This is a genomic window from Isoptericola variabilis 225, from assembly GCF_000215105.1.
Classification (GTDB): Bacteria; Actinomycetota; Actinomycetes; order Actinomycetales; family Cellulomonadaceae; genus Isoptericola; species Isoptericola variabilis_A.
In genome coordinates, this window is the sequence record NC_015588.1 from 3262436 (window position 1) to 3284155 (window position 21720).

The following is a 21720-nucleotide window of genomic DNA, read 5'->3' on the forward strand; positions in this document are numbered from 1 at the left end:
CGGCACGCGGGGGGCCTTGCCGCAAGACCCCCTTCGGGCTGTACGGTGAAAGTGGCGGGGAGTCGAGCGACGACCGCGCCCTCGGACGCACCGGACGCACGACGAGCTCCGGTGGCCCGAGGGAGGGAGTCCCGGGCCACCGGAGCCTGCGTCGCCAGATCAGGTCAGAGCATCACCCTCCCCCGCGCGACGTCGCTCTGGGCGGCCGCCCGGTGGATGTCGCGGGCCTCCTGCGCGGTCAGCACACCGTCGGCCTCGAGTGCCGCGACGACGTCGCGCACGTGCTTGAGGAACGGGCCGCGACCGTCCCACTCCTGCTCGTCGAGGATGACGTCGTTGACCGTGCACCCGTCGCCGGTGTCGTAGTTCGGCACACCGCTGTCGACGCTGCCGATGACCACCGTCGCGCGCTGGTCGGGCTCGGGGCACGCCCCGGGTGCGGCGTGGAGCTCCATCCAGTTGACGCGCACCTTGCCGTCGGGGAAGACGAGGTAGAGCGGGAACGTGCCCTCCGTGGCCTGGAGGTCCACCTCGACGCTCTGCCAGGTCGCGGCGCCCTGGGCCACGGCGATCCTCGCGTCGTTCCCCTGCCCGGAGGAGTCGACGGCCGTCGTGCCGCCCTCCTCGTCGAACCGGTACCAGGCGACGTTGCCGCCGCCGGCGGTGCCGCCGGGCGTGGTCATCAGGGAGCCGATCTCCTCGGCGGTCAGCGCCCGGTCGAACACGTTGAAGTCGTCGACCGCGGCGTTGAGGAGCGGGTCCGCCGTGTACTGGGAGTCGCCGATCCAGTTCTGGGTCGTCGCCCCCAGGTCCGCCGGGCTCAACGTCATGTTCGCGTTGGTCCCGATCGGCTCACCGTTGAGGTACAGCGTGCCCGTGGTGCCCGAGAGGGTGACCGCGACGTGCTGCCACCCGCCCGTGGGCAGCGCCCGAGACGTGTTGATCTGCTGCTCCCCCGAGCCGATCGTGATCGCGTACCGCATCGTGTTGCTCCCGCCCGCGCTCGGCGTCAGGAACATGTTGGTACCGGTGCCGGACCCGAAGTCGAAGATCCGGGTCCACGACTGCCCGCCCGACCAGTTCACCCACGCGGAGATGGTGAAGTCCTCCACGCCGGCGACCACGCCGGTCGGCAGCTCCACCCTCTCGAGCGGGCCCCCGCGGTTGAGGCCGACGGCGGTGCCGAACCCTTCCGGACCCGCCTCCCGGCCGACCTCCGTGAGACCGGGGATCTGGGCGGTCCCCAGGAGCTCGCCGTCGGGGGCGTCCCGACGCACCTCGACGGTGGCGTCGTCCGCGACGGCCGCCCGGAGCGTCATGCTGCCGATGCCCTCGAGGTTGTACGGCTCGTACGACGCCCAGGCTCCCGCCTGGCCCTCGATCGCGTCCCGACCGCCCGTCTCCGCGTCGCCGGCGGCGCTGGTCGTGACGTTCGACGAGTCGCCGAAGTGCTCCGCCTCCTTGCGCGGCTGCTGCAGGAAGTGCGTGACGGCACCCGTGAGCTCCGGTGCACCGGTCTCGCCGCCGAGGTCGGTGTAGCTCGCCGTGATCGTCAGCGCGATGTCCGCGGCGTCACCGTGCTCGGCGTCCTCCTGCGTCACGAGCGTGCCGGAGCACCCGGTCTGCGACTGCCCCGGGTGGACGTGGGCGTTGCCGCCCTCGTCGTGGTACAGGCCCTGCTGGACCGTCACCCGCGAGCAGTCGATCGCGTCGCCCGACCCGTCCTCCGCGTCCGACACGGTGACCGTGAACGGGATCTCGTCACCCCAGCTGAAGACCTTGCCGTGCGCCGGCGTCTCGATCGTCACCTCCGGCCGGGTGTTCCCCGCCACGATCGTGACGTTGGAGCTGCTCGACCGGCCCGACGGGTCGCTGACGGTCAGACGCGCGGTGTACTCGCCCGGCTCGGTGTACGTGTGCGTCGGGTTGGCCTCGTCCGAGGTCGCGCCGTCACCGAAGTCCCACGCGAACGTCAGCTCGTCGCCGTCCGGGTCGTGGCTGGTGTCGCCGGTGAACGTCACCGTGAGCGGGGCCGGGCCCGAGTCGACGTCGACCGACGCCTGCGCGACCGGGGTCCGGGCGCCCTTGGTGTAGCTGATCTTGTACAGGCCGGAGTCCGGGTTGACGCCGCCGCCGGCGTAGTTGAAGTCGATGCCCCACTCGATGAGGTACATCGCGCCGTCGGGCCCGAACGCCATGTCGTGCGGGCTGCGGAACTGCGTGTTCGGCATGAACCGCTCGAACCCGGCGTAGTCCCCGTTCTCGTCGAGGTGCAGCGTGCCGATCCAGTTCCGGGACCACTCCATGACGAACACGGTGTCGTCGTAGTACGCGGGGAACTGTCCGTCACCCAGCAGCTCGGGGTCGTAGTGGTAGACGTCGCCGGCGTACGCGGTCCGGCCGTTGCCACCGGGGAGCTCCGGGAACTCGGGCGACGTCCCGTACGGGTACCAGATGAACGCGTCCTTGGCGGGCGGCACGACGTCCAGGCCGGTGTTGAACGGCGAGTCGTTCCGCGGGCCGTTCTCGCAGTCGAAGAACTCGCCCGGCGTGCTCGTGGCGAAGTCCCACTCGCGGTAGGGCTGGTTGTCCCCGATGCAGTACGGCCAGCCGTAGTTGCCGGGCTCGCGGATCTGGTTCCACTCGTCGTAGCCGCGCGGACCCCTGTTGGGGTTGTCGCTGTTGGCGTCGGGACCGACCTCGCCCGCGTAGACCCAGCCCCGCTCGTCGTCGACGGCGATCCGGAACGGGTTGCGGTGGCCCATGGTGTAGATCTCGGGCCGCGTCCTGTCCGTGCCGGGCGGGAAGAGGTTGCCCTCGGGGATCGAGTACGACCCGTCGGGCTCCGGCTTGATCCGCAGGATCTTGCCGCGCAGGTCGTTCGTGTTGCCCGACGTGCGGCGCGCGTCGTAGGAACGCTTGGCGTCCTCGCTCGTGTACTGGTCGTAGATGCGGCCGTCGATCGGCGAGTACCCCTGCGAGGCGAAGTGGGCGGTGTCGTCGCCCGTCGAGATGAAGAGGTTGCCGTCGGGGCCGAACGTCATCGACCCGGCCGAGTGGCAGCACACCTCGCGCTGGTGCGGGAACTCGAGGAGGACGGACTCGGAGGCCATGTCCAGCGAGTCACCGTCCAGCGTGAACCGGGCGACCCGTTGCACCTCCGGGCTCGGCGCGCTGTAGAAGAGGTACATCCACTGGTTCGTCTCGAACTCCGGATCGAGCGCGATGCCGAGCAGGCCGTTCTCGTTGCCGCGGTGCACCGGGATGTCGCCGATCCGGCGGACCGACCCGCTCTCCGGGTCGTACATCTTGACCGCGCCGGCCAGCTCGACGTAGAAGACCCGTCCGTCGGGCGCCACGGCCAGCTCCATCGGGTTGGCCGTGTTGTCGTCGAGCGCAACCTTCTCGAACGACACCTCGGTCGGGATGCCCTCGCGCGGCTCGCCGCAGTCACCCTCGGCGGCGCCCGCCGCCCACTGGATGCCGCCGAGAATGTGCTCGCGCAGCAGGGGCTCGGCGTAGTGCGCCGACTCGTGGCCGAGGGCGGTGTACCAGGTGCGGCCGCCGTCGAAGTTCGAGCACCACGCGATCGGGTGGTCCTCGCCCATGGCGTCAGGACCGGGGTTGTAGGTCGTCTCGTCCAGCGTCAGCAGGACGTGCACCTTCTCGCGCGGGTTGGCGGTGAAGTTGTACCACTCGTCCGTGCGGACCCACTCGGCGGGGAGCGCCGCGGTCGACGGGTGGGTCGGGTCCTCGACCCGCACCGTCGCCTCCTGGAACTGCTCGCTGCCCGAGGGGTGGCTCTTGAAGAACGCCCCTCCCATGAGGTCGGCCCACCACGGCCAGTTCGTCTTGTCCATGTTGGACGACGAGTGCAGTCCCACGACGCCGCCGCCGCGATGGACGTACCGCTCGAACCCTCCGCGCTGCGCGGCGTTGAGCGTGTTCTCGCCGTCGGTGTACAGGACGACGGCCTCGTACTCGGCCAGCGCGTCGTCGGTGAAGATCGCGGCGTCCTGGGTCTCGGTCACGGAGAAGCCGTGCTCCGCCCCCAGCTCCTCGACGGCGGCGAGCGCCGCGGGGATCGACCCGTGCCGAAAGCCGGTCGTCTTGTGGAAGAACAGGACGTCGAAGTCCTGCTCGTCGGCCTGGGCGGCGGAGCCGAGCACCGTGCCGGTCAGGGCCGACGCCAGCACTGCCGTCGCCAGTGAGCCTGCGATGAATCTCTTGCGTCTTTGCATGATTCCTCTCTCACCCTCGTACGTGGTCGTCGCGGCTCCGACGAGACGTCGGCCACCGCCCCCTGCGGGTCAGTGCATCGGCGCCCCCTCCCTCACGAGCCCCGCGAGGAACGCGAGCCCGTCGACGGCGATCGCGTCCTGGTCGGCCGCGAGCGGCCGCCAGATGGCCGCCGCGGTCGCGATGGTCTCGTTGTCCCCCGTGAACGACTCGATCGTCAGCGGACCGTCGTAGCCGACGTCGTCGAGGGCGGCGAGGATGCCGCGCCAGTCGAGGTGGTCGGCACCCGGGGCCCCGCGGTCGTTGCCGCACACCTGCACGTGCGCGATCCGCGAGCCGGCACGCCGGACGGCGGCGGGGATGTCCTTCTCCTCGATGTTCATGTGGAAGGTGTCGAGGCCCACGCCGCAGGCCTCGGCCGGCAGACCCTCGAGCGCCTCGAGCGCCTGGTCGACGGTGTTGATCAGGCTCGTCTCGAACCGGTTGAGCGGTTCGACGGCGACCACGACGCCCGCCGCCCGGGCGTGCTCGACGACGGGCGCCAGACCGTCGCGGAGCTGGAGGTAGCACGCCTGGCGCTCCGTGTCCGACATCCGCCAGGTACGCCCGACGGACGTGTAGGCCGGCCCGGCGACCACCCGGACCGAGAGGGCGTGCGCCACGTCGATCACGTGCCGCATGTAGTCCCGCGTGGACCGGATGGTGTCCCGGTCCGCGGCGACGAGCTCGCGACCGGGACCCATCGCGAGCACGAGCGTGGCCGTCAGGCCGAGCGAGTCGAGCAGCGTCGCCGCCCGCTCGGGGTCCCAGTCGCCGGCGTTCTCCACCGGCAGCTCGATCGAGTCGAAGCCCCAGCCGGCGACGCGCGGCGCCAGCTCGGCCAGACGGGCGTCCGTGAGCGGCGAGCACCACACCCAGGTGTTCACCCCGAACGTCCTTGGTGACGTCATCAGTCCTCCCAGAGTCGTGTCCCGGCACCGGGCGGCGCCGAGGGTCGGTGTCAGCGGCCCACGGGCTCCTCGGTGCCCACGCCGAGGTACCGGTGCTGCAGGTCGGGACGTGCCAGGAGCTCGTCGCCCGTGAACTCGGCCTCGAGCCTGCCGGAGACCATGACGAGCTGACGGCGCGCCATCCGGACGGCGGCACGGAGGTTCTGCTCGACGACGAGCACGGCCACCCCTTCGTCGACCAGGCGGTGCACGGCGTCGACCAGGACGTCGACCACGGTCGGGGCCAGCCCCTCGGACGGCTCGTCCATGACGACCAGGTGCCCGTTGAGCAGGAGCGCCCGCCCGACGGCGAGCATCTGCTGCTCGCCGCCGGACAGGGCCGCGCCCCCGTGCTTCTTGCGCTCCGCCAGGCGGGGGAACAGCTCGTAGACCGCCTGGGGCGTCCACCGCTTGTTCCGGGTCCGCCGGGCCAGCATCGACAGGTGCTCGTCGACCGTGAGCGACGGGAAGAGCCGCCGTCCCTGCGGGACGTAGGAGATGCCCGCCCGCGCGATCCGTTCCGGCGCGCGCCCGTCGAGCCGCTCGCCCCGGAGCGACACGCGGCCCGACCTCGGCGGCACGAACCCGACGAGCGCGTCGCAGAGCGTGGTCTTGCCCATGCCGTTGCGGCCGACGACCGCCACCGCCTCGACGCCCATGCTGAACGTGACGTCCTCGAGGACCATGGACGCCCCGTAGCCGGCGCACAGGCCGCGCACGTCGAGCAGGGGTTCGCGCGTCTCTCTCATCGTCATCCCTCCACCCCGAGGTAGATCCGGTGCACCGTCGGGTCGCTGCGGACCTGGTCCGGGGAGCCGGCGGCGACGACCTCGCCGTCGGCCATGACCACCACGCGCTGCGCGACGGCGAACGCCACGTCCATGTCGTGCTCGATGAGGAGCAGCGTCACGTCCGCGGCGAGCTCGTCGAGGAGCTCGACCAGCCGTTCGCGCTCGCCGCGGGACAGCCCCGACGCCGGCTCGTCGAGCAGCAGGACGTCCGGGTCCGTGGCGATCGCCATGGCGACCTCGAGCTGACGCTTCTCCCCGTGCGAGAGGCTGCCTGCGGCGACGTCGAGGCGATCGGTGAGCCACACCCTCGCGGCGACCTTCGCCGCCCGGTCCGCCAGCTCCCGGTCGACCGGTCCACGCCACAGCGGCAGCTGCCGACGGCGGTGCCCGGCGAGCGCGAGGCAGACGTTCTCCCGGACCGTGAGCCCGTCGAAGCTGCGCGCCTTCTGGTAGGTCCGCGCCAGCCCCAGCCGCGGCCGGTGACGGGACGAGAGGAACGTGCAGTCCCGGCCCTTGATCGCGACGGTCCCCTCGGTGGGCGTGATGTCGCCGGCGATGACGTTGAACAGCGTCGTCTTGCCGGCGCCGTTCGGGCCGAGGATGGCCAGGCGCTCGCCGCTCGCCACGTCGAGGTCCACGCCCTTGACGGCGCGCAGGCCGCCGAACGCGACGACGAGCGACCGGACCTGGACCGCCGGCTCCGCGGTCGCGCGCTCCGCGCGAGCCGGCACGGTCGTGTGCGCGGTGGCCATCACTGCTGCGGGACGCCGTCGACGACGGGGATCGCCTTGCCCGCCCACGGCAGGTCGCGCGGCTCGCACGGCGGGAAGTCGCGGGACGGCGAGGGCGTGTCGGGTCCGAAGGTCCCGCCGAACGTCTGGTCGACGCCCGGGACGATCGCCACGGTCTCCTGGACGACCTCGCCGTTGTCGTCGACGACGAGTTGCGACAGGCCGACGTCGACGATGCCGCTGCGGTTCTCGTCGAGGCTGATGTCGCCGTAGGGCAGGTCGAGCGTGAGGTCGCCGAGCGCCGCCTGCAGCGTCGCCGGGTCGGACACGTCGCCGTCCACGGCCTCGAGCGCCTCGACCAGCGCCACGCCGGCGGTGTAGTAGCCGTAGAAGAACCCGAACTCGGCGGCCACCGACGGCGGCGCCGGCTCGTTGTTGGACAGCGACCCGGCCAGCGTGTCCCACGTCGCGTCGGCGTCCGCGAGGTACTCCTCGATCTCCGGCGTGCGGACGTCGGCCGGGAGGGTGGCGAAGCCGCCGACGTAGGCACCCGCGATGTCGGTCCCCAGCGCCTGCGCCAGGTCGGGGTTGAAGAAGAAGTTGCCGGCGTGCTGCTCCCCGGTCAGGTCTCCCTTGCCGTTGACGAACGCCTCGAGCGAGGCCTGCGTGCCGGTGCCCCCGACGGCCCAGAAGTAGCCGTCGACCTCGTCCGGGCCGGGCAGCTGGGCGATGTACGACGAGTAGTCCGTCGTGCCGAGGGGCGGGAAGACGCGGTGCGTCACCTCGCCGCCGACGCCGCAGAAGTCGGCGATGAAGCCGCCGGCCGACGTGTGGCCGAAGCTGTAGTCGTCGGCGATCACCGCGACCTTCCTCCAGCCCTTCTCGTTGTAGAGGATGTCGCCGAGGCCCGCGTTCCAGATCGCTCCGTCGCCGTAGAACCGGAAGTAGTTCTCGGCCTGGACGTGCAGGGTCTGCTCCTGCGAGCCCGAGATGCCCGCCAGCACCGTGAGCTCGGGGTTGGCCTTGGCGTACTCGGCCATCGCCAGGCCCTCGTCGCCCGAGAGCGGGCCGATGATCACGTTGGCCCCGAGCTGCTCGACCAGCCGGCGGGCCTCCTCGAGGATCCGGTCGGGGGTGTCGTCGCCGCACCCGATGCCGACCAGCTCGATCGGCGTCCCGGCCACCTCGGCACCGGTGAACCCGTCGAGGGCGCTCGTGCGCGAGGCGACCTCGGCGCCGGCGTGCTGCACCAGCGCCAAGGTCGTGCCGGCCACCACGTCCTCGTGGAAGCCGCCGAACGGTCCCTCGCACTGGCCGAGGATGCCCAGGCGGACCGTGCCGTCGTCCGTCGGCGCCGCGCCCCCGGTCGGTGCGTTCGTGTCGGCCGGCAGGGCGCCCGACCCGGTGCTCGCGCCGCTGCACCCCGCCGCGACCAGTGCCAGGCCGGTGGCGAGCGCCGTGGCGAGGGTGACCGGACGCGTCGTTGCGTTCGATGTCATGAGGGTTCCACTCCTGTCGTCGTGAGTGGCGGGCGACCGTCGCCCGCCGGTACGGCCGGTGCCGCGGCACCGGGTCGTCGGGCCCGGCGTCGGACCCGTCGGAGCACTCCTGCGAGACCCTCGGGCGAGAGCACCATGATCAGGAGGACCACGACGCCGATCACCGTCTTGAACCGGGCCTCGGTGATGCCGATCGCGTGGATCAGCGGGATGTCGCGCAGGTAGGTGAAGACGAGGACGTACACGAAGGCACCGAGCCAGGCGCCCTCGAAGAACGAGATCCCCCCGATGACGGCCATGATCAGGAGGATCAGGGCAGGGTCGATCGCGATGGACGCGGGGTCGATCTGGCCGTTCCACCACACGTTCAGCACGCCGCCCAGCCCGGCGACGAAGCCGGCCAGGGTGAACGCCAGCGTGCGGTGCAGCGGCACGTTGAACCCGAGCGAGGCCATCCGCACCGGGTCGTCCCGGACGCCCTGCAGGGCCAGCCCGAACGGCGTCGTGCCCAGGGCCCGGAAGCCGAGGTAGGCCAGCAGGGACAGGAGCAGCGCCGCGTAGTAGATGCGCACGGGCGGTCCCATGAGCTCCGGGCGATGGATGCTGGTCAGCCCGCCGGGGCCCGACAGCTGCACGATCTGCGCGAAGACGTAGAAGCCGATGACCGCGTAGACCAGCGTCAGCATGAGGAAGTACAGGCCGGTGATCCTGCTCGCGAGCGCACCGAGGACGAAGGCGACCGCGGTCGTGACCACGACGGCGAACACCACCGCCAACCAGGGGTGCCAGCCGAGGTTGAGCCCGCGCGAGCCGCCCTCGAGCACCGCGTTGCCGTACATGAAGCCCGCGACGCCGAACAGCAGGAACTGGGCGAGCGACACCATGCCGCCGTACTTGACGAGGAACACGATCGACGCGGCCGCGAGCCCCAGCATCAACGTCTTCGTCATGACGTAGTTGATGAAGAACGGGGTCGTGAGGACCGGCAACGCGACCAGCAGCACCACGAGCAGAGCCAGGGCGACGTTGCCGCGGCTGAGCATCCGGGCGGTCATGCCGGCCTCCCCAGGAGTCCGTACGGCCGGACCGCCAGCACCACCGCGAGCAGCGCGAAGGTCACGATGATCGCGTAGAACGAGTACTGGGCCGGCAGGTACGCCGGGGAGAAGGCGACCACGGTGCCGTAGAGCAGGGAGCCGGCGACCGCGCCCTTGATCGAGCCCAGACCGCCGACGATCACCACCACGAGGGAGTTGAGGAGCCAGTTGGCGTCCGTGCCGGGCGCGACTCCGGCGAACGACGCCCCCAGGACGCCTCCGACGCCCGCCAGGAACGACCCGACGAAGAACGTGACGGCGAAGACGAGCGTGATGTTGATGCCCAGGCCCCGGACCATCTGCCGGTCGTCGACGCCCGCACGGATGACCATGCCCAGGTTCGACCGGGTCAGCCAGAGCCACAGCAGGACCCCGACGAGCAGCGCGACGCCAAGCATGAACACGCGGCTCGACGCGTAGCGCTCCCCGAAGACGGTGAAGAAGTGCGTCACCGCACCGGGCCAGACCACGCGTCCTGCCAGACCGCCGAACTCCCGCAGCATCTGGTCCGCGAGCACCACCGTGATGGCCAGCGTGATGAGAGCCTGGCGCAGCTCCTGTCCCTCGTTCCACTGGAGGAACACCTGCTGGATGAGCAGACCGAGCACGGCGGCGACCGTCGCGCCGACGAGCATCGGGACGATCCAGTCGAGCAGGCCGACGTCCTCGGGGCCGATGTTGCGCGACCGGCCCACCATCGCCTCCTGCGTCCGGATGGCGACGTAGGCGGCGAGCAGGAACAGGGAGCCGTGCGTCATGTTGACGGTCCGCATCAGCCCGAAGATCAGCGTGAACCCGGACGCCGCCACGAAGAGCAGGCCGGCGAACGTCACGGCGTCGAGCACCGTCACGGCGAACACCCCGGGGTTGGTCACCGCGGGACCCGCCGGCGTGCCGTCGGCGAGGAACAGCACCCAGAGCGCGGCGAGGACCCCGGCGGCGACCGCGCACCAGCCGGGGAGCCGCCGGACCAGCACGGTGCGCGCCGGCCTCGCGGGTGCGGCCGGCGCACGCTGGAGGGTCGCGGTCATCGCGGCACGACCCCGTAGTCCGGGAGGCTGACCCGCTCGCCGCCGCGCATCGCGGACTCGTGCGCGCAGATGCCGACCGACGTCCAGTTGGCCGCCGTGACCTCGTCGACCGCCGGGGCGCGGTCCTCGACGATGCTCCGCACGAACTCGTGCGCCATGTGCGGGTGCGAGCCGCCGTGGCCGCTGCCCTGGACGAACGACAGGTGCGCGTGCTCGTCGTCGTAGACGCCGCGCGTCGTGAACGGCGCGATCTCCGCCGGCAGCCGGTGGGCGAAGTCCGGGACCTCGATGCGCTTCGGCACCTCGCCCACGTGCAGCACGTGCCCGGCACCCTGCGTCTGCTCCCACTCGAACGTCGCCTGGTCCCCGTACACGGTGAAGCTCTCGACGTACTCCCGCGCCGTCTCGAACAGCGAGCGCGCGATCTCCGCGCCGACGTCCGAGTCGCGCAGGCGGACGAGCGCGCTCTCCACCGCGAAGGGCGACCCGTACCGGGCCTCGAGGTCCGGCGCGATGCGGCCGGAGCCGAGGCACACGACGCTCTCCGCCAGGCTGCCCGCGAGCGTGAGGACCGGGCTCACCGCGTGCGTGGCGTAGTGCATGGGAGGCAGGCCCTCCCAGTAGCCCGGCCAGCCCGCCATCTCCTGGTGGTGGGCCCCGCGCAGGAACTGGATCCTGCCGATCGTGCCGTCCGCGACGAGGTCCTGGACGTGCAGGAACTCGCGCGAGTACACGACGGTCTCCATCATCATGTACTTCTTGCCCGACTCGCGGACCGCCCGGACGATGGCCTGGCACTCCTCGAGCGTCGTCGCCATGGGGACGGTGCACGCCACGTGCTTGCCCGCCTGCAGGGCAGCGATCGTGTGCTCCGCGTGCGCCGGGATCGGGGTGTTGATGTGGACGGCGTCGATGTCGGGGTCGCGCAGCATCTCGGCGTAGCTGGTGTAGCGGCGCGGGACGCCGAAGGCGTCCGCGACGCGGTCCAGGTTCTCCTGCGACCGCTGGCAGACGGCGACGAGCTCCGCGTCAGGATGGGCCTGGTAGATGGGGATGAACTCGGCTCCGAAACCGAGCCCGGCGATCGCCACCCGTACGTTCTCAGTCAACGCTGACCTCCCTCGGTAGTTGCCCGAAACGCTAGGGAGGGTGACGCACGCCACACCATGCGCGATCACGCATCGCTGCTTAGATATCTCACATGGGCGATCCGGCGACGCGGCACGTGGCGCTCCTGATCGAGACGTCCAACGCGTACGCCCGTGCCCTGCTCACGGGCGTGCGACGCTACGTCGAGGCCCGCGCCGGGTGGTCGATGTACCTCGGCGAGCACAGCCGCCACGAGACCGACTTCTCGTGGTTCGACGGGTGGCGCGGCGACGGCGTCCTGGCCCGCATCGAGAACCCGGAGACGGCCGAGCTCGTCCGCCGCCTCGACCTGCCGACGGTCGACCTCAGCGCGGCGCGTCTCATCCCCGCGCTGCCGGGTGTCGAGACGAACGACGACACGATCGCCCGGTGGGCGGTCGAGCACTTCGAGCAGCGGGGACTGCGGCACTTCGCCTTCTGCGGCGACGAGCGGTTCGCCTGGTCGCTCAAGCGCGGGGCGTGGTTCGCCGAGCACGTGCGGCAACGCGGGCTGACCGCGTACGAGTTCCAGCTCATGCCGTCGGGCCGGCGGGCCACCGACCGGGCGCGTCTCGCGGAGTGGCTCCACGGGCTGCCCAAGCCCGTCGGAGTGCTCGCCTGCTACGACATCGCCGGCCAGGAGGTGCTCGAGGCCTGCACGATCGCGGACCTGCGCGTCCCCGACGAGGTCGCCGTCGTCGGCGTCGACAACGACGAGCTGATCGGCACCCTCACGTCACCGCCGCTGTCGAGCATCGAACCGGACGCCGTGCGCATGGGGCAGCTGGCCGCCCAGATCCTCGACGAGATGATGGACGGCCGACCGGTCGAACCAGGGCTCCGGCTCATCGACCCCACACGGATCGTGACGCGGCAGTCGTCCGACATCCTCGCCGTCGACGACCCGCTCGTCGTCCGGGCGCTCCGGTTCATCCGCGACAACGCCGACCGGAACGTCAAGGTCGAGGCCGTCCTCCGCGAGGCAGGGCTCTCGCGGCGCGCCCTCGACCACCGCTTCGAGCGTCTGCTCGGGCGCTCCGTGCACGCCGAGATCCTCCGCGTGCGGATGGGCCGCGTCGCCGAGCTGCTGTCGTCGACGGACTGGACGTTGCAACGCATCGCCGACCGCCTCGGGTTCAGCCACTCCGAGTACATGAGCGTCGCGTTCAAGAAGTACACCGGCAAGTCGCCCGGCGCCTACCGGCGTTCCGTGAAGGGTTCCACCGAATGGCAGGAGATCGGCTCGCCGTAGCGGCGCAGGTGAGCCACGGACCGCGAGGTCCTCCCCCAGGCGCCACATCTGGTTGTCCCAGCCGCCGTCGACGTGGTTGAGAGGACGATCCGCCAGCTCTGGGCACTGGCTCTTCAGCAGCCTACGGACCAGATCGTCGTCGATCACACGGTCCTGCACGGATCAGGCCTGCATGTCGACGAAGCGCGAGTAGTGGCCCTGGAACGCGACGGTGATCGTGTCGGTCGGGCCGTTACGGTGCTTGGCCACGATCAGGTCGGCCTCTCCAGCGCGCGGGGACTCCTTCTCGTACGCGTCCTCACGGTGCAGGAGGATCACCATGTCGGCGTCCTGCTCGATACTGCCCGACTCGCGCAAATCGGACATCTGCGGCTTCTTGTCACCGCGCTGCTCCGGGCCACGGTTCAGCTGGGAGAGCGCGATGACCGGCACCTCGAGCTCCTTCGCGAGCAGCTTGAGCGCACGCGAGAACTCCGAGACCTCCTGCTGACGCGACTCGACGCGCTTGCCGGACGACATGAGCTGCAGGTAGTCGATGACCACGAGCTTGAGGTCGTGGCGCTGCTTGAGCCGGCGGCACTTCGCCCGGATCTCCATGAGCGACATGTTCGGCGAGTCGTCGATGAACAGCGGCGCCTCGGAGATCTTGCCCATGACCTTGGCGAGCTTCTGCCAGTCGTCCTCGCTCATCGAGCCGTTGCGCATCTTCTGCAGATGGACGCGCGCCTCGGCGGCGAGCAGTCGCATCGTGATCTCGTTGCGGCTCATCTCGAGCGAGAACACGACCGAGGTCAGTCCGTGCTTGATCGACGCCGACCGGGCCATGTCGATGGCCAGGGTGGACTTGCCGATGGCGGGGCGGGCGGCGATGACGATCATCTGCCCGCCGTGCAGACCGTTGGTGAGCCGGTCGAGGTCGGCGAACCCGGTCGGCACGCCGACCATGCCCTCGCCGCGGTGGCCGGCCGCCTCGATCTCGTCCATGGTGCCGCCGATGATGTCGGCGAGCGGCATGTAGTCCTCGGTCGTCCGGCGCTCGGTGACCGCGTAGATCTCGGCCTGCGCGTTGTTGACGACGGTGTCGACGTCGCCGCCGTCCGTGGCGTACCCGAGCTGGACGATCTTGGTGCCGGCCTCGACGAGGCGGCGCAGCACCGCGCGCTCGCGCACGATGCGCGCGTAGTAGCCGGCGTTCGCCGCCGTGGGGACTCCGGCCATGAGGTCGTGGATGTACGACGCGCCACCGACCCGTCCGAGCTCGCCCCGCTTCGTGAGCTCCGCGACGACGGTGATCGCGTCGGCAGGCTCGCCGCGGCCGTAGAGATCGATGATGGCGTCGTAGATGGCCTCGTGCGCGGGCCGGTAGAAGTCGTTGCCCCGGATCTGCTCGACGACGTCGGCGATCGCGTCCTTCGACAGCAGCATGCCGCCGAGCACGCTCATCTCCGCGGCGATGTCCTGAGGAGGGGTGCGGTCGAACCCGGACCTCGACGACCCGGCGTAGTCCGCCTCCAGCTCCTCGATCGACATGCCTGCCTCGCTCCCCCGGCGCTGCCGGACCGGTCCCCTGCGGGGAGAATCCCCTGCTGTCAGGCCCTCGTTCTACCGTGGACCACCGACACCGTCAGCGACGCTAGGCGCGCCCGCGCAGGACCGCAATCAGTCCTGTGGACGGCCATGTGGACCAGGCTGTGGACGGGTGGCCCCAGGCTGTGCACCGGCGGTGGACAAGCGTGTGCACAACTGGGGACATCTCCTGTGTACAAGTTTTCACGTGGGCTCTGAACTGGGGATACGTGCTCCCCACCCTGTGGAGGAGAAATCGATTGGGTGACTTTCGTCGCGGTCCGCGGAGCATCGACCGGGAGATCCTGGCGCTCGCCTGGCCCGCCCTCGGGGCGCTCGTCGCGGAGCCGCTGTTCGTGCTCGTCGACAGTGCCGTCGTCGGGCATCTGGGGACCGCCCAGCTCGCCGGGCTGTCGCTCGCCTCGACCCTGCTCGTGACGCTCGTCGGGCTGTGCATCTTCCTCGCGTACGCCACGACGGCCGCCGTCGCGCGGCGCATCGGTGCGGGGCGGACACGCGAGGCGCTCCAGTCGGGCATCGACGGCATGTGGCTCGCGCTCGGGCTCGGCGCGGTCCTCGCGCTCGGGCTGTTCGCCGCCGCACCGTGGGCCGTCGCCGCGATGGGCGGGACGTCCGACGTCGCGACGCACGCGACGACGTACCTGCGGTGGTCGGCGCCCGGCCTGCCCGGGATGCTGCTCGTCCTCGCCGCGACGGGCGTGCTGCGCGGGCTGCAGGACACCCGCACTCCCTTGTGGGTCGCGTCGATCGGCGCGGTGGTCAACGCGGTGCTCGACGTCGTGCTCGTGTACGGCGCGGGCATGGGCATCGCCGGCTCGGGGCTCGCGACGGCGGTCGCGCAGGTCGGGATGGCGGTCGCGCTCGCCGTCGTGGTGGTGCGTGGGGCGCGCCGCCTCGAGGCGTCCCTGCGGCCTCACCGCGCGGGGATCTGGGCGAACGCGATGGCCGGGGCTCCGCTGTTCGTGCGCACCGCGTCGCTGCGGCTCGCGATCCTGCTCACGGTCAACGTCGCGACGGCGCTCGGCGCGACCGCGCTCGCCGCGCACCAGGTCGTCAACAGCCTGTGGGGGCTCGCCGCCTTCGCGCTCGACGCCCTGGCCATCGCGGCGCAGGCGCTCGTCGGGCACGGGCTCGGTGCCGGGGACACGGCGCGGGTGCGGGCAGTCCTGCGGCGGTGCCTGCAGTGGGGCGTCGGCGCGGGAGCCGTGATCGGTGTCGTGCTCGCCGCCGCCGGCTGGTGGATCGCGCCGCTGTTCTCCCCCGACCCCGACGTGCGCGTCGCGATCACCGCCGGGCTCGTGGTGTGCGGCGTGCTCATGCCGATGGCCGGGTGGGTCTTCGTGCTCGACGGCGTGCTCATCGGCGCCGGCGACGGCCGCTATCTCGCGTGGGCCGGGATGCTGACCCTCGCCGTGTACGTGCCGTTCGCGCTCGGTGTCCGCGCGTGGGCGCCCGACGGCGCCGTCGGGCTCGCGTGGCTGTGGGCCGCGTTCGCCGGCGTGTTCATGCTCGCTCGTGCGCTGACCACCGGCCTGAGGGCCCGCGGCGACCGCTGGATGGTCACGGGCGGCTGACGGCTGACGGCGGGCCCACCCCGGCCGCGCCTCGCTCGGCACTTTCGTACTCGCTCGGTCCCTCGAGGTGCCGACCGAGTACCGAAGTGCCGAGCGACATTGAGCGATGCGGGTCAGCGCGGCCGCGCCAGGAGCGGGTTCTTGCGAGCGGCCCGCCGGATCTCGGACGGGAACCGGACGAGCATGCGCTGTGCCACCTCCTCCGGACGCGGGCCGTCCTTGGAGGTGAAACGCAGCACCGTGATCCCGGTGCTCTCGGTGATGGCGTCCTGGCGCAGCTTCTCGTCGACGAGGAGCTGGGCGGCGTCGTGATCGGCGCCGAGGGCGCCGTCCCGGTACTTCACCAGCCCGTCGAACTCGGCGAGGACCCGGTGTTCCGGCCAGCCGAGGTCGACCCTGAACCTGCCCAGCCGCGTCGTCACCGGGACCTGGGTCTCGGGTCGCGGCAGACCCGCCCACAACGCCACGTACCGGAGCCAAGTCTCCCACGCCGATTCCGCATCCGGGTCGGACAGGTCCAGCACCAGCAGACCGCGCGCCCGCCCGCGGTAGCGGCTCATGACGATGCGGCGTACCTCCTCCACGTCGACGCCACGACGGCGTGCTGCGTCGGCGATGACCAGTCCCTCGAGAGCGGGCATCGTGGACACGCAGTCGGCGACGGTCCGCTCCAGCGACGTCGCGGAGAGACCGCCGACCACGACACGGTGCTCCGGAGGCACGGGAAGCACGTGACGCCGGACGTCGGCCGCGGAGCGCGAGGACGCGCGGTAGGCCTGCACGAGGTGGACCTGGTCGGGCAGCCGCCACACCGGCAGGCCGTGCAGCACGGCAGCCGTGCCGTGGCTGAACCAGTGCTCCGCATGCAGCTGCTCGTGCACGGCGCGAGCCCGGTCGAGCTCCCGCCGACGCACCGCCGACATCGCGGCATCGCCCGAGGAGGCACCGTCGTCGGGCACCGCTCGGTACGCGCCGCGCCGGAGCCGCTCGAGGGCGCCGGCACGATGCGCGACGCGGAGCTCGTACGGATCATGGTCGCGGGCGATGAGGATCTGGGTCTCGGGCACCGCCCTAGCGTGGCGGGACCGGCGTCGTCGTCACGTCCGTCATCCACAGTCTCGGGTTCACTCGGCACCTTCGTACTCACTCGGTCCCTCGAGGCGCCGATCGAGTCCGGAAGTGCCGAGTGAGGCTCCCAGGCGAGGCGTGCTGGCGCAGGCCGGTCCGCAGATCCGCCGACAACGCAGGACGCCCCGGCCCTCACGAGGAGGACCGGGGCGCCCGGCGTCAGGTGTCGACCGCTCAGGCGGCGACGACCTTGACGGCCAGCTTCGCCGACACCTCGGGGTGCAGGCGGACCGACACGGTGTAGTCACCGGTGGCCTTGATCGGCTGACCGATCTCGATCTTGCGCTTGTCGACCTTCGCGCCCGCCTCGGCGACCGCGGCGGCGATGTCCGCCGTCGTGACCGCACCGAAGAGGCGACCGGACTCGCCGGCCTTGGCCGTCACGACGACGGGCTTGGCCTGGAGCGACTCGGCGGCGGCCTTGGCCTCGTCGAGCGTGGCGATCTCGCGGGCCTTGCGGGCCTTGCGGATCTGGGAGACCTGCGACTCCGCACCCTTGGTCCAGGGCGTGGCCAGGCGACGCGGGATGAGGTAGTTGCGGGCGTACCCGTCCTTGACCTCGACGACGTCGCCGGGCTCACCGAGGCCGGTGACCTCGTGCGTCAGGATCAGCTTTGCCATGATTCGTGATCCCTTCGGGTCAGCGGGCCGAGGACGAGTACGGCAGCAGCGCCATCTCGCGCGCGTTCTTCACCGCACGGGCGATCTGGCGCTGCTCCTGGACGGAGACGCCGGTCACGCGACGCGCGCGGATCTTGCCGCGGTCGGAGATGAACTTGCGCAGCAGCGCGGTGTCCTTGTAGTCGACGGTCTCGATCTTGGCCGTCTTGAGCGGGTTGGCCTTCTTCTTGGGCTTGCGCACCACAGGCTTCGCCATGGTGTTGCTCCTTCTTCGCAGAAAGGTGGTCTGGGGTGTGGCGACGATCAGAACGGAGGCTCGTCCGAGAACCCGCCGCCCTGCGATGCAGGGCCGGCCGTGGCCCACGGGTCGTTCTGCTGCTGACCGCCGCCGGAGGAACCGAACCCACCCGCGTTGCCGCCGGAGGGGCCGCCGTAGCCGCCGCCTCCGCCGAAGCCGCCACCGCCCGAGCGCTGGGCACGAGTGACCTTGGCCGAGGCGAACCTCAGCGACGGGCCGATCTCGTCGACCTGCAGCTCGACGACGGTGCGCTTCTCCCCCTCGCGCGTCTCGTACGAGCGCTGCGTCAGGCGACCCTGCGCGATGACGCGCATGCCCTTCGTCAGCGACTCGGCGACGTTCTCGGCGGCCTCCCGCCAGACCGAGCAGCGGAGGAACAGCGCTTCGCCGTCCTTCCACTCGTTCGTCTGGCGGTCGAAGGTGCGGGGCGTGGAGGCGATCGTGAAGTTGGCGACGGCTGCACCCGACGGGGTGAAGCGCAGCTCCGGGTCCGCGGTCAGGTTTCCGACGACCGTGATGACGGTCTCACCAGCCATGCCAAGCTCCTTCGTTCGTCCGCGATCCGCGACTGTGCACGAGTACGTGGGGGAATCCCATCACAGGGCACCGACAGGCGTCTCGCGACGGGGCGGGATGGTTCCGTTCAGCGTGTCAGGCGTCCGTGCGCAGGATCTTGGTGCGCAGCACGGCCTCGTTCAGGCCGAGCTGGCGGTCCAGCTCCTTGGCCGTGTCGGCCGTGGCGGTGAAGTCCACGACGGCGTAGATGCCCTCGGAACGCTTCTTGATGTCGTACGCCATGCGGCGCCGGCCCCAGATGTCCACCTTGTCGACGGTGCCACCCTCGGTCGTGATGACCTGCAGGTACGTGTCGAGCGACGGGGCGACGGTGCGCTCCTCGACCTGCGGGTCGAGGATCACCATCAGCTCGTACTGACGCATGCGTTACCCACCTCCTCTGGTCTCAGCGGTCACGGTCCGTCCGTGACAGGAGGGTTCGTGCGTCGGCCGCGTCCGGGCCGTCGGGGTCCGACGGCGCTGGGCACAGCCAGTCGTCCAGGGTACCCGCTCGGGCGGGCACCCAGGAAATCATCGGTGCGGATCAGGGGCTCGGGCTCGGGAACGGGAAGATCCCGCCGCCGTTGCCGTCACCACCGCCGCCGTCGCCGTCACCACCGTCGCCGTTGCCGTTGCCGTTCCCGTTGCCGCCACCGCCGCTGTCGGCCGGGGCCTTGGCGACGATGAGCGTCACGGTGCTGCCGGGCTCGACGGTCGCGCCCCCGCCCGGGTCCGTGCTGATGACGGTGCCGGGCGCGACGTCGGCGTTCTCCTCCTCGCGGACCGAGCTCCGCAGGCCGGCGTTGCGCAGCTGCTGCTCGGCGGCCGTCCGGGTCATGCCCGAGACCTCGGGAACGACGGTCTGCTCGGTCTGGCCCGTCGAGACGGTCAGCGTGATGGTCGACCCGACCGGGACCTGCCCGGTCGACGACTGGGCGAGCACCGTGCCGCGGGGCTGGTCGCTGTCCTGGGCGACGGGCGCCCCGAGGACGAGGCCGAGCCGCTCCAGCTCGCGCGTGGCCCGTGCGATGTCCATGCCGACGAGGTTCGGCACCTCGACGAACTGCTCCTCGGTCTCCGTGGGCGACGGCGAGGGGGTCGGCGACGGCGAGTAGCTCGGGCGCGGCGGGGTGTAGGCCGGGAACTCCTCGACCGGCATGCCCTCGGTCGCGATCTTCATGAAGTCGGTCCACGCCCGCAGCGGCCACGTGGAACCGGTGATCTCGCGGTACGGCTCGAAGGTCTCGATCGGCGCCGTGCCCTTCATGACGCCGGCCTCGACGTCGACCGTCTCGTACTGGCGCACGTTCACGATCGTCGCGAGCTGCGGGACGAACCCGGCGAACCAGGCCGTCATGTTGTCGTTGGCCGTACCGGTCTTCCCGGCGACGGGCCGCGCGAGCTCCTGCGCGTCGTCGCCCGAGCCCTCCTCGACGACCTTGGTCATCGCGTACGTCGCGGCGGCCATGACGTCAGCCTCGAAGACGCGCTCGGACGCGGTCTGCTCCTGATAGATCTGCTCGCCCGCGCGGGTCTCGACCGACCGCACCACGTGGGGCGTCGTGCGGTAGCCCTGCGCGGCGATCGTGGCGTAGGCGCGGGCCATGTCGATGGGGTAGACGGACGCCGTACCGAGGACGTTCGCCGGCACCTCCTCGATCTCCGTGGACTCCCGGATGCCGAGGCGGTGCGCCACCTCGACCGTCTTCTCGGGACCGATCTCGATGTTGAGCGCGCCGTAGACGCTGTTCACCGACTGGGCCGTGGCCTCGACGAGGTCGATCCGCCCGTAGTCCCGGTCGCCGAAGTTCTTCGGCTCCCACGCCTCGCCGTTGTTCGCGCCGGGGAAGTGCGCGGGTGAGTTGCCGTCGTAGCGCTCGTCGAGGGTGTGGCCCTCCTCGAGCGCGCCGATGAGCGTGAACGGCTTGAAGGTCGAGCCACCCTGGACGACGTCCTGCGTCGCGGTGTTGAGGCTCTGCTGGACGTAGTCGGGACCGCCGTAGAGCGCGACGACGGCGCCGGTCTTGGGGTCGATCGACACCAGCGACGCGCGGATGTTCGGGTTCGCGTCCTCGGGGAGCGACTGCGCCACCTGGACGGCGGCGTCCTGCAGCCGCTTGTCGATCGTCGTCGTGATCCGCAGGCCACGGGTCCAGTCCTGCTCCGTGAAGCGCCCGGAGTTGAGGAGCTCCCGCTTGACCTCCTGGATGAGGTACCCGGTCTGGCCGCCCTGGGTGTTGGCGGCCTCCTTGCGCTCCTGGAACTCGGGGAACTGCGCGTTGCGGTACTCGTCGTCCGTGATGTACCCCTCGGCGTGCATGCGCTCGATGCTGCGCTGCCAGCGCCTCTCGGCCTGCTCGAGGTTGAGCGACGGGTCCCAGCGCGACGGCGACGGGATGATGCCGGACAGCAGCGCGGCCTCCGAGTACGTGAGGTCGGCGGCGTTCTTGCCGAAGTACTCCTGCGCCGCGGCCTGGACGCCGTACGCCCCGCGGCCCCAGTAGATCGTGTTGAGGTAGCGCTCGAGCACCTGCTCCTTGGGCTGGCTGCGCGCGACCTTGAGCGCGATGATCGCTTCCTTGAGCTTGCCCGCGTACGTCGTGGTCGTGTCGAGATAGTACCGCTCGACGTACTGCTGCGTCAGGGTCGAGGCGCCCTGGCGGCTGCCGCCCGTGAGGTTGTTCCACGCGGCGCGCACGATGCCCTTGGGGTCGACGCCCGGGTTGGTCCAGAACGTGTCGTCCTCGGACGCGACGACGGCGCCACCCACGTACTCGGGCAGCGTCTCGTACTCGATGATCTCGCGCTTCATCGACGCCTCGTCGGAGATCGGGCCCAGCTCCGTGCCGTCGGCGTAGTACACGATCGACTCCTGGTACTTGACCTCGTCGAGGTCGTCCGGGATGTCGGTCGTGGCGTACGCGGCGACCACGAGGCCGGCGCCGAGGGCGCCGACGCCGAGCATCGAGCCGACGACGATGCGCCACGAGGGCAGCCAACGCTGCACCGGGCCCTTGTTCGGGCGCGGGTAGTTCCAGAATCGGCGGCGTCTGGGCATCGAGCCAGTCAGCCTTTCGGTGATCGGACCACGGGTCACGTGAGGGACATCAAGGAACACTAGGGGATCGCGCGTCGTGCGCACCCTCTTGAACACGTCTGTCGGCGCGGCTCTTCCAGGTCGCACCCGAGGCTCTGGCGGC

Annotated in this window: 17 protein-coding genes; 2 read left to right on the forward strand and 15 right to left on the reverse strand. The window is 71.0% G+C overall.

Going from position 1 to position 21720, the window contains the following annotated elements:
• Window positions 1–164: 164 nt before the first annotated feature.
• The 8 genes from ISOVA_RS15050 to ISOVA_RS15080 form a co-directional block, all read right to left on the reverse strand.
• On the reverse strand, window positions 165–4241 hold the full coding sequence (locus ISOVA_RS15050; protein ID WP_013840052.1) for a ThuA domain-containing protein: 4077 nt from the start codon (window positions 4239–4241) through the stop codon (window positions 165–167).
• 69 nt (window positions 4242–4310) lie between these two features.
• Window positions 4311–5189: a sugar phosphate isomerase/epimerase family protein gene (locus ISOVA_RS15055; protein WP_013840053.1), complete on the reverse strand. Its 879-nt coding sequence runs from the start codon at window positions 5187–5189 to the stop codon at window positions 4311–4313.
• A 50-nt stretch (window positions 5190–5239) separates the two neighbouring features.
• The gene (locus ISOVA_RS15060; protein WP_013840054.1) at window positions 5240–5977 is read right to left on the reverse strand and encodes an ABC transporter ATP-binding protein; all 738 of its coding nucleotides are present in this window, start codon (window positions 5975–5977) and stop codon (window positions 5240–5242) included.
• A 2-nt stretch (window positions 5978–5979) separates the two neighbouring features.
• The gene (locus ISOVA_RS15065) at window positions 5980–6771 is read right to left on the reverse strand and encodes an ABC transporter ATP-binding protein (protein ID WP_013840055.1); all 792 of its coding nucleotides are present in this window, start codon (window positions 6769–6771) and stop codon (window positions 5980–5982) included.
• Window positions 6771–8249, reverse strand: a complete 1479-nt coding sequence (locus ISOVA_RS15765; protein WP_013840056.1) for an ABC transporter substrate-binding protein — start codon at window positions 8247–8249, stop codon at window positions 6771–6773. Before ISOVA_RS15765 ends, ISOVA_RS15065 begins: the two co-directional genes overlap by 1 nt.
• Window positions 8246–9304 carry a branched-chain amino acid ABC transporter permease gene (locus ISOVA_RS15070; protein ID WP_013840057.1) on the reverse strand — a complete coding sequence of 353 codons (1059 nt, stop codon included), beginning with the start codon at window positions 9302–9304 and terminating at the stop codon, window positions 8246–8248. The genes ISOVA_RS15765 and ISOVA_RS15070 overlap by 4 nt, the downstream gene beginning before the upstream one ends.
• Window positions 9301–10377 carry a branched-chain amino acid ABC transporter permease gene (locus ISOVA_RS15075; protein WP_013840058.1) on the reverse strand — a complete coding sequence of 359 codons (1077 nt, stop codon included), beginning with the start codon at window positions 10375–10377 and terminating at the stop codon, window positions 9301–9303. The genes ISOVA_RS15070 and ISOVA_RS15075 overlap by 4 nt, the downstream gene beginning before the upstream one ends.
• A complete protein-coding gene (locus tag ISOVA_RS15080) occupies window positions 10374–11486 on the reverse strand; it encodes a Gfo/Idh/MocA family protein (protein WP_013840059.1) in 1113 nt (370 codons plus the stop codon). The genes ISOVA_RS15075 and ISOVA_RS15080 overlap by 4 nt, the downstream gene beginning before the upstream one ends.
• Before the next feature lie 92 nt (window positions 11487–11578).
• Here ISOVA_RS15080 and ISOVA_RS15085 point away from each other — a divergent pair, with 92 nt between their 5' ends.
• Window positions 11579–12757, forward strand: coding sequence for a XylR family transcriptional regulator (locus ISOVA_RS15085; RefSeq protein ID WP_013840060.1), 1179 nt, complete (start codon window positions 11579–11581; stop codon window positions 12755–12757).
• A gap of 162 nt (window positions 12758–12919) precedes the next feature.
• On the opposite strand, the gene dnaB is transcribed toward ISOVA_RS15085, so the two are convergent.
• Complete coding sequence (dnaB, locus tag ISOVA_RS15090; protein WP_013840061.1) at window positions 12920–14287, reverse strand: replicative DNA helicase; 1368 nt, start codon at window positions 14285–14287, stop codon at window positions 12920–12922.
• A gap of 266 nt (window positions 14288–14553) precedes the next feature.
• Between dnaB and ISOVA_RS15095 the strand changes: the two genes are divergently transcribed.
• Window positions 14554–15918, forward strand: coding sequence for an MATE family efflux transporter (locus tag ISOVA_RS15095; protein WP_233275919.1), 1365 nt, complete (start codon window positions 14554–14556; stop codon window positions 15916–15918).
• 113 nt (window positions 15919–16031) lie between these two features.
• On the opposite strand, the gene ISOVA_RS15770 is transcribed toward ISOVA_RS15095, so the two are convergent.
• The 6 genes from ISOVA_RS15770 to ISOVA_RS15125 all read right to left on the reverse strand — a co-directional run bounded on the left by ISOVA_RS15770 (window position 16032) and on the right by ISOVA_RS15125 (window position 21578).
• Window positions 16032–16985, reverse strand: coding sequence for a hypothetical protein (locus ISOVA_RS15770; protein WP_013840063.1), 954 nt, complete (start codon window positions 16983–16985; stop codon window positions 16032–16034).
• Window positions 16986–17220: 235 nt separating this feature from the next.
• Window positions 17221–17667 carry a 50S ribosomal protein L9 gene (gene rplI / locus ISOVA_RS15105; protein WP_013840064.1) on the reverse strand — a complete coding sequence of 149 codons (447 nt, stop codon included), beginning with the start codon at window positions 17665–17667 and terminating at the stop codon, window positions 17221–17223.
• Between the two features lie 19 nt (window positions 17668–17686).
• On the reverse strand, window positions 17687–17923 hold the full coding sequence (rpsR, locus tag ISOVA_RS15110; protein WP_013840065.1) for a 30S ribosomal protein S18: 237 nt from the start codon (window positions 17921–17923) through the stop codon (window positions 17687–17689).
• 47 nt (window positions 17924–17970) lie between these two features.
• A complete protein-coding gene (locus ISOVA_RS15115; protein ID WP_013840066.1) occupies window positions 17971–18501 on the reverse strand; it encodes a single-stranded DNA-binding protein in 531 nt (176 codons plus the stop codon).
• 115 nt (window positions 18502–18616) lie between these two features.
• Window positions 18617–18904 (reverse strand): 30S ribosomal protein S6, encoded by a 288-nt coding sequence (gene rpsF / locus ISOVA_RS15120; protein WP_013840067.1) that lies wholly within the window; start codon window positions 18902–18904, stop codon window positions 18617–18619.
• A gap of 160 nt (window positions 18905–19064) precedes the next feature.
• Complete coding sequence (locus ISOVA_RS15125; protein WP_013840068.1) at window positions 19065–21578, reverse strand: transglycosylase domain-containing protein; 2514 nt, start codon at window positions 21576–21578, stop codon at window positions 19065–19067.
• Window positions 21579–21720: the final 142 nt, after the last annotated feature.

Coding starts and splice junctions, on each gene's coding strand:
- ISOVA_RS15050 (WP_013840052.1), bottom strand. CDS start 4,241: ATGCAAAGACGCAAGAGATTCATCGCAGGCTCACTGGCGACGGCAGTG.
- ISOVA_RS15055 (WP_013840053.1), bottom strand. CDS start 5,189: ATGACGTCACCAAGGACGTTCGGGGTGAACACCTGGGTGTGGTGCTCG.
- ISOVA_RS15060 (WP_013840054.1), bottom strand. CDS start 5,977: ATGAGAGAGACGCGCGAACCCCTGCTCGACGTGCGCGGCCTGTGCGCC.
- ISOVA_RS15065 (WP_013840055.1), bottom strand. CDS start 6,771: ATGGCCACCGCGCACACGACCGTGCCGGCTCGCGCGGAGCGCGCGACC.
- ISOVA_RS15765 (WP_013840056.1), bottom strand. CDS start 8,249: ATGACATCGAACGCAACGACGCGTCCGGTCACCCTCGCCACGGCGCTC.
- ISOVA_RS15070 (WP_013840057.1), bottom strand. CDS start 9,304: ATGACCGCCCGGATGCTCAGCCGCGGCAACGTCGCCCTGGCTCTGCTC.
- ISOVA_RS15075 (WP_013840058.1), bottom strand. CDS start 10,377: ATGACCGCGACCCTCCAGCGTGCGCCGGCCGCACCCGCGAGGCCGGCG.
- ISOVA_RS15085 (WP_013840060.1), top strand. CDS start 11,579: ATGGGCGATCCGGCGACGCGGCACGTGGCGCTCCTGATCGAGACGTCC.
- dnaB (WP_013840061.1), bottom strand. CDS start 14,287: ATGTCGATCGAGGAGCTGGAGGCGGACTACGCCGGGTCGTCGAGGTCC.
- rplI (WP_013840064.1), bottom strand. CDS start 17,667: ATGGCAAAGCTGATCCTGACGCACGAGGTCACCGGCCTCGGTGAGCCC.
- rpsR (WP_013840065.1), bottom strand. CDS start 17,923: ATGGCGAAGCCTGTGGTGCGCAAGCCCAAGAAGAAGGCCAACCCGCTC.
- ISOVA_RS15115 (WP_013840066.1), bottom strand. CDS start 18,501: ATGGCTGGTGAGACCGTCATCACGGTCGTCGGAAACCTGACCGCGGAC.
- rpsF (WP_013840067.1), bottom strand. CDS start 18,904: ATGCGTCAGTACGAGCTGATGGTGATCCTCGACCCGCAGGTCGAGGAG.
- ISOVA_RS15125 (WP_013840068.1), bottom strand. CDS start 21,578: ATGCCCAGACGCCGCCGATTCTGGAACTACCCGCGCCCGAACAAGGGC.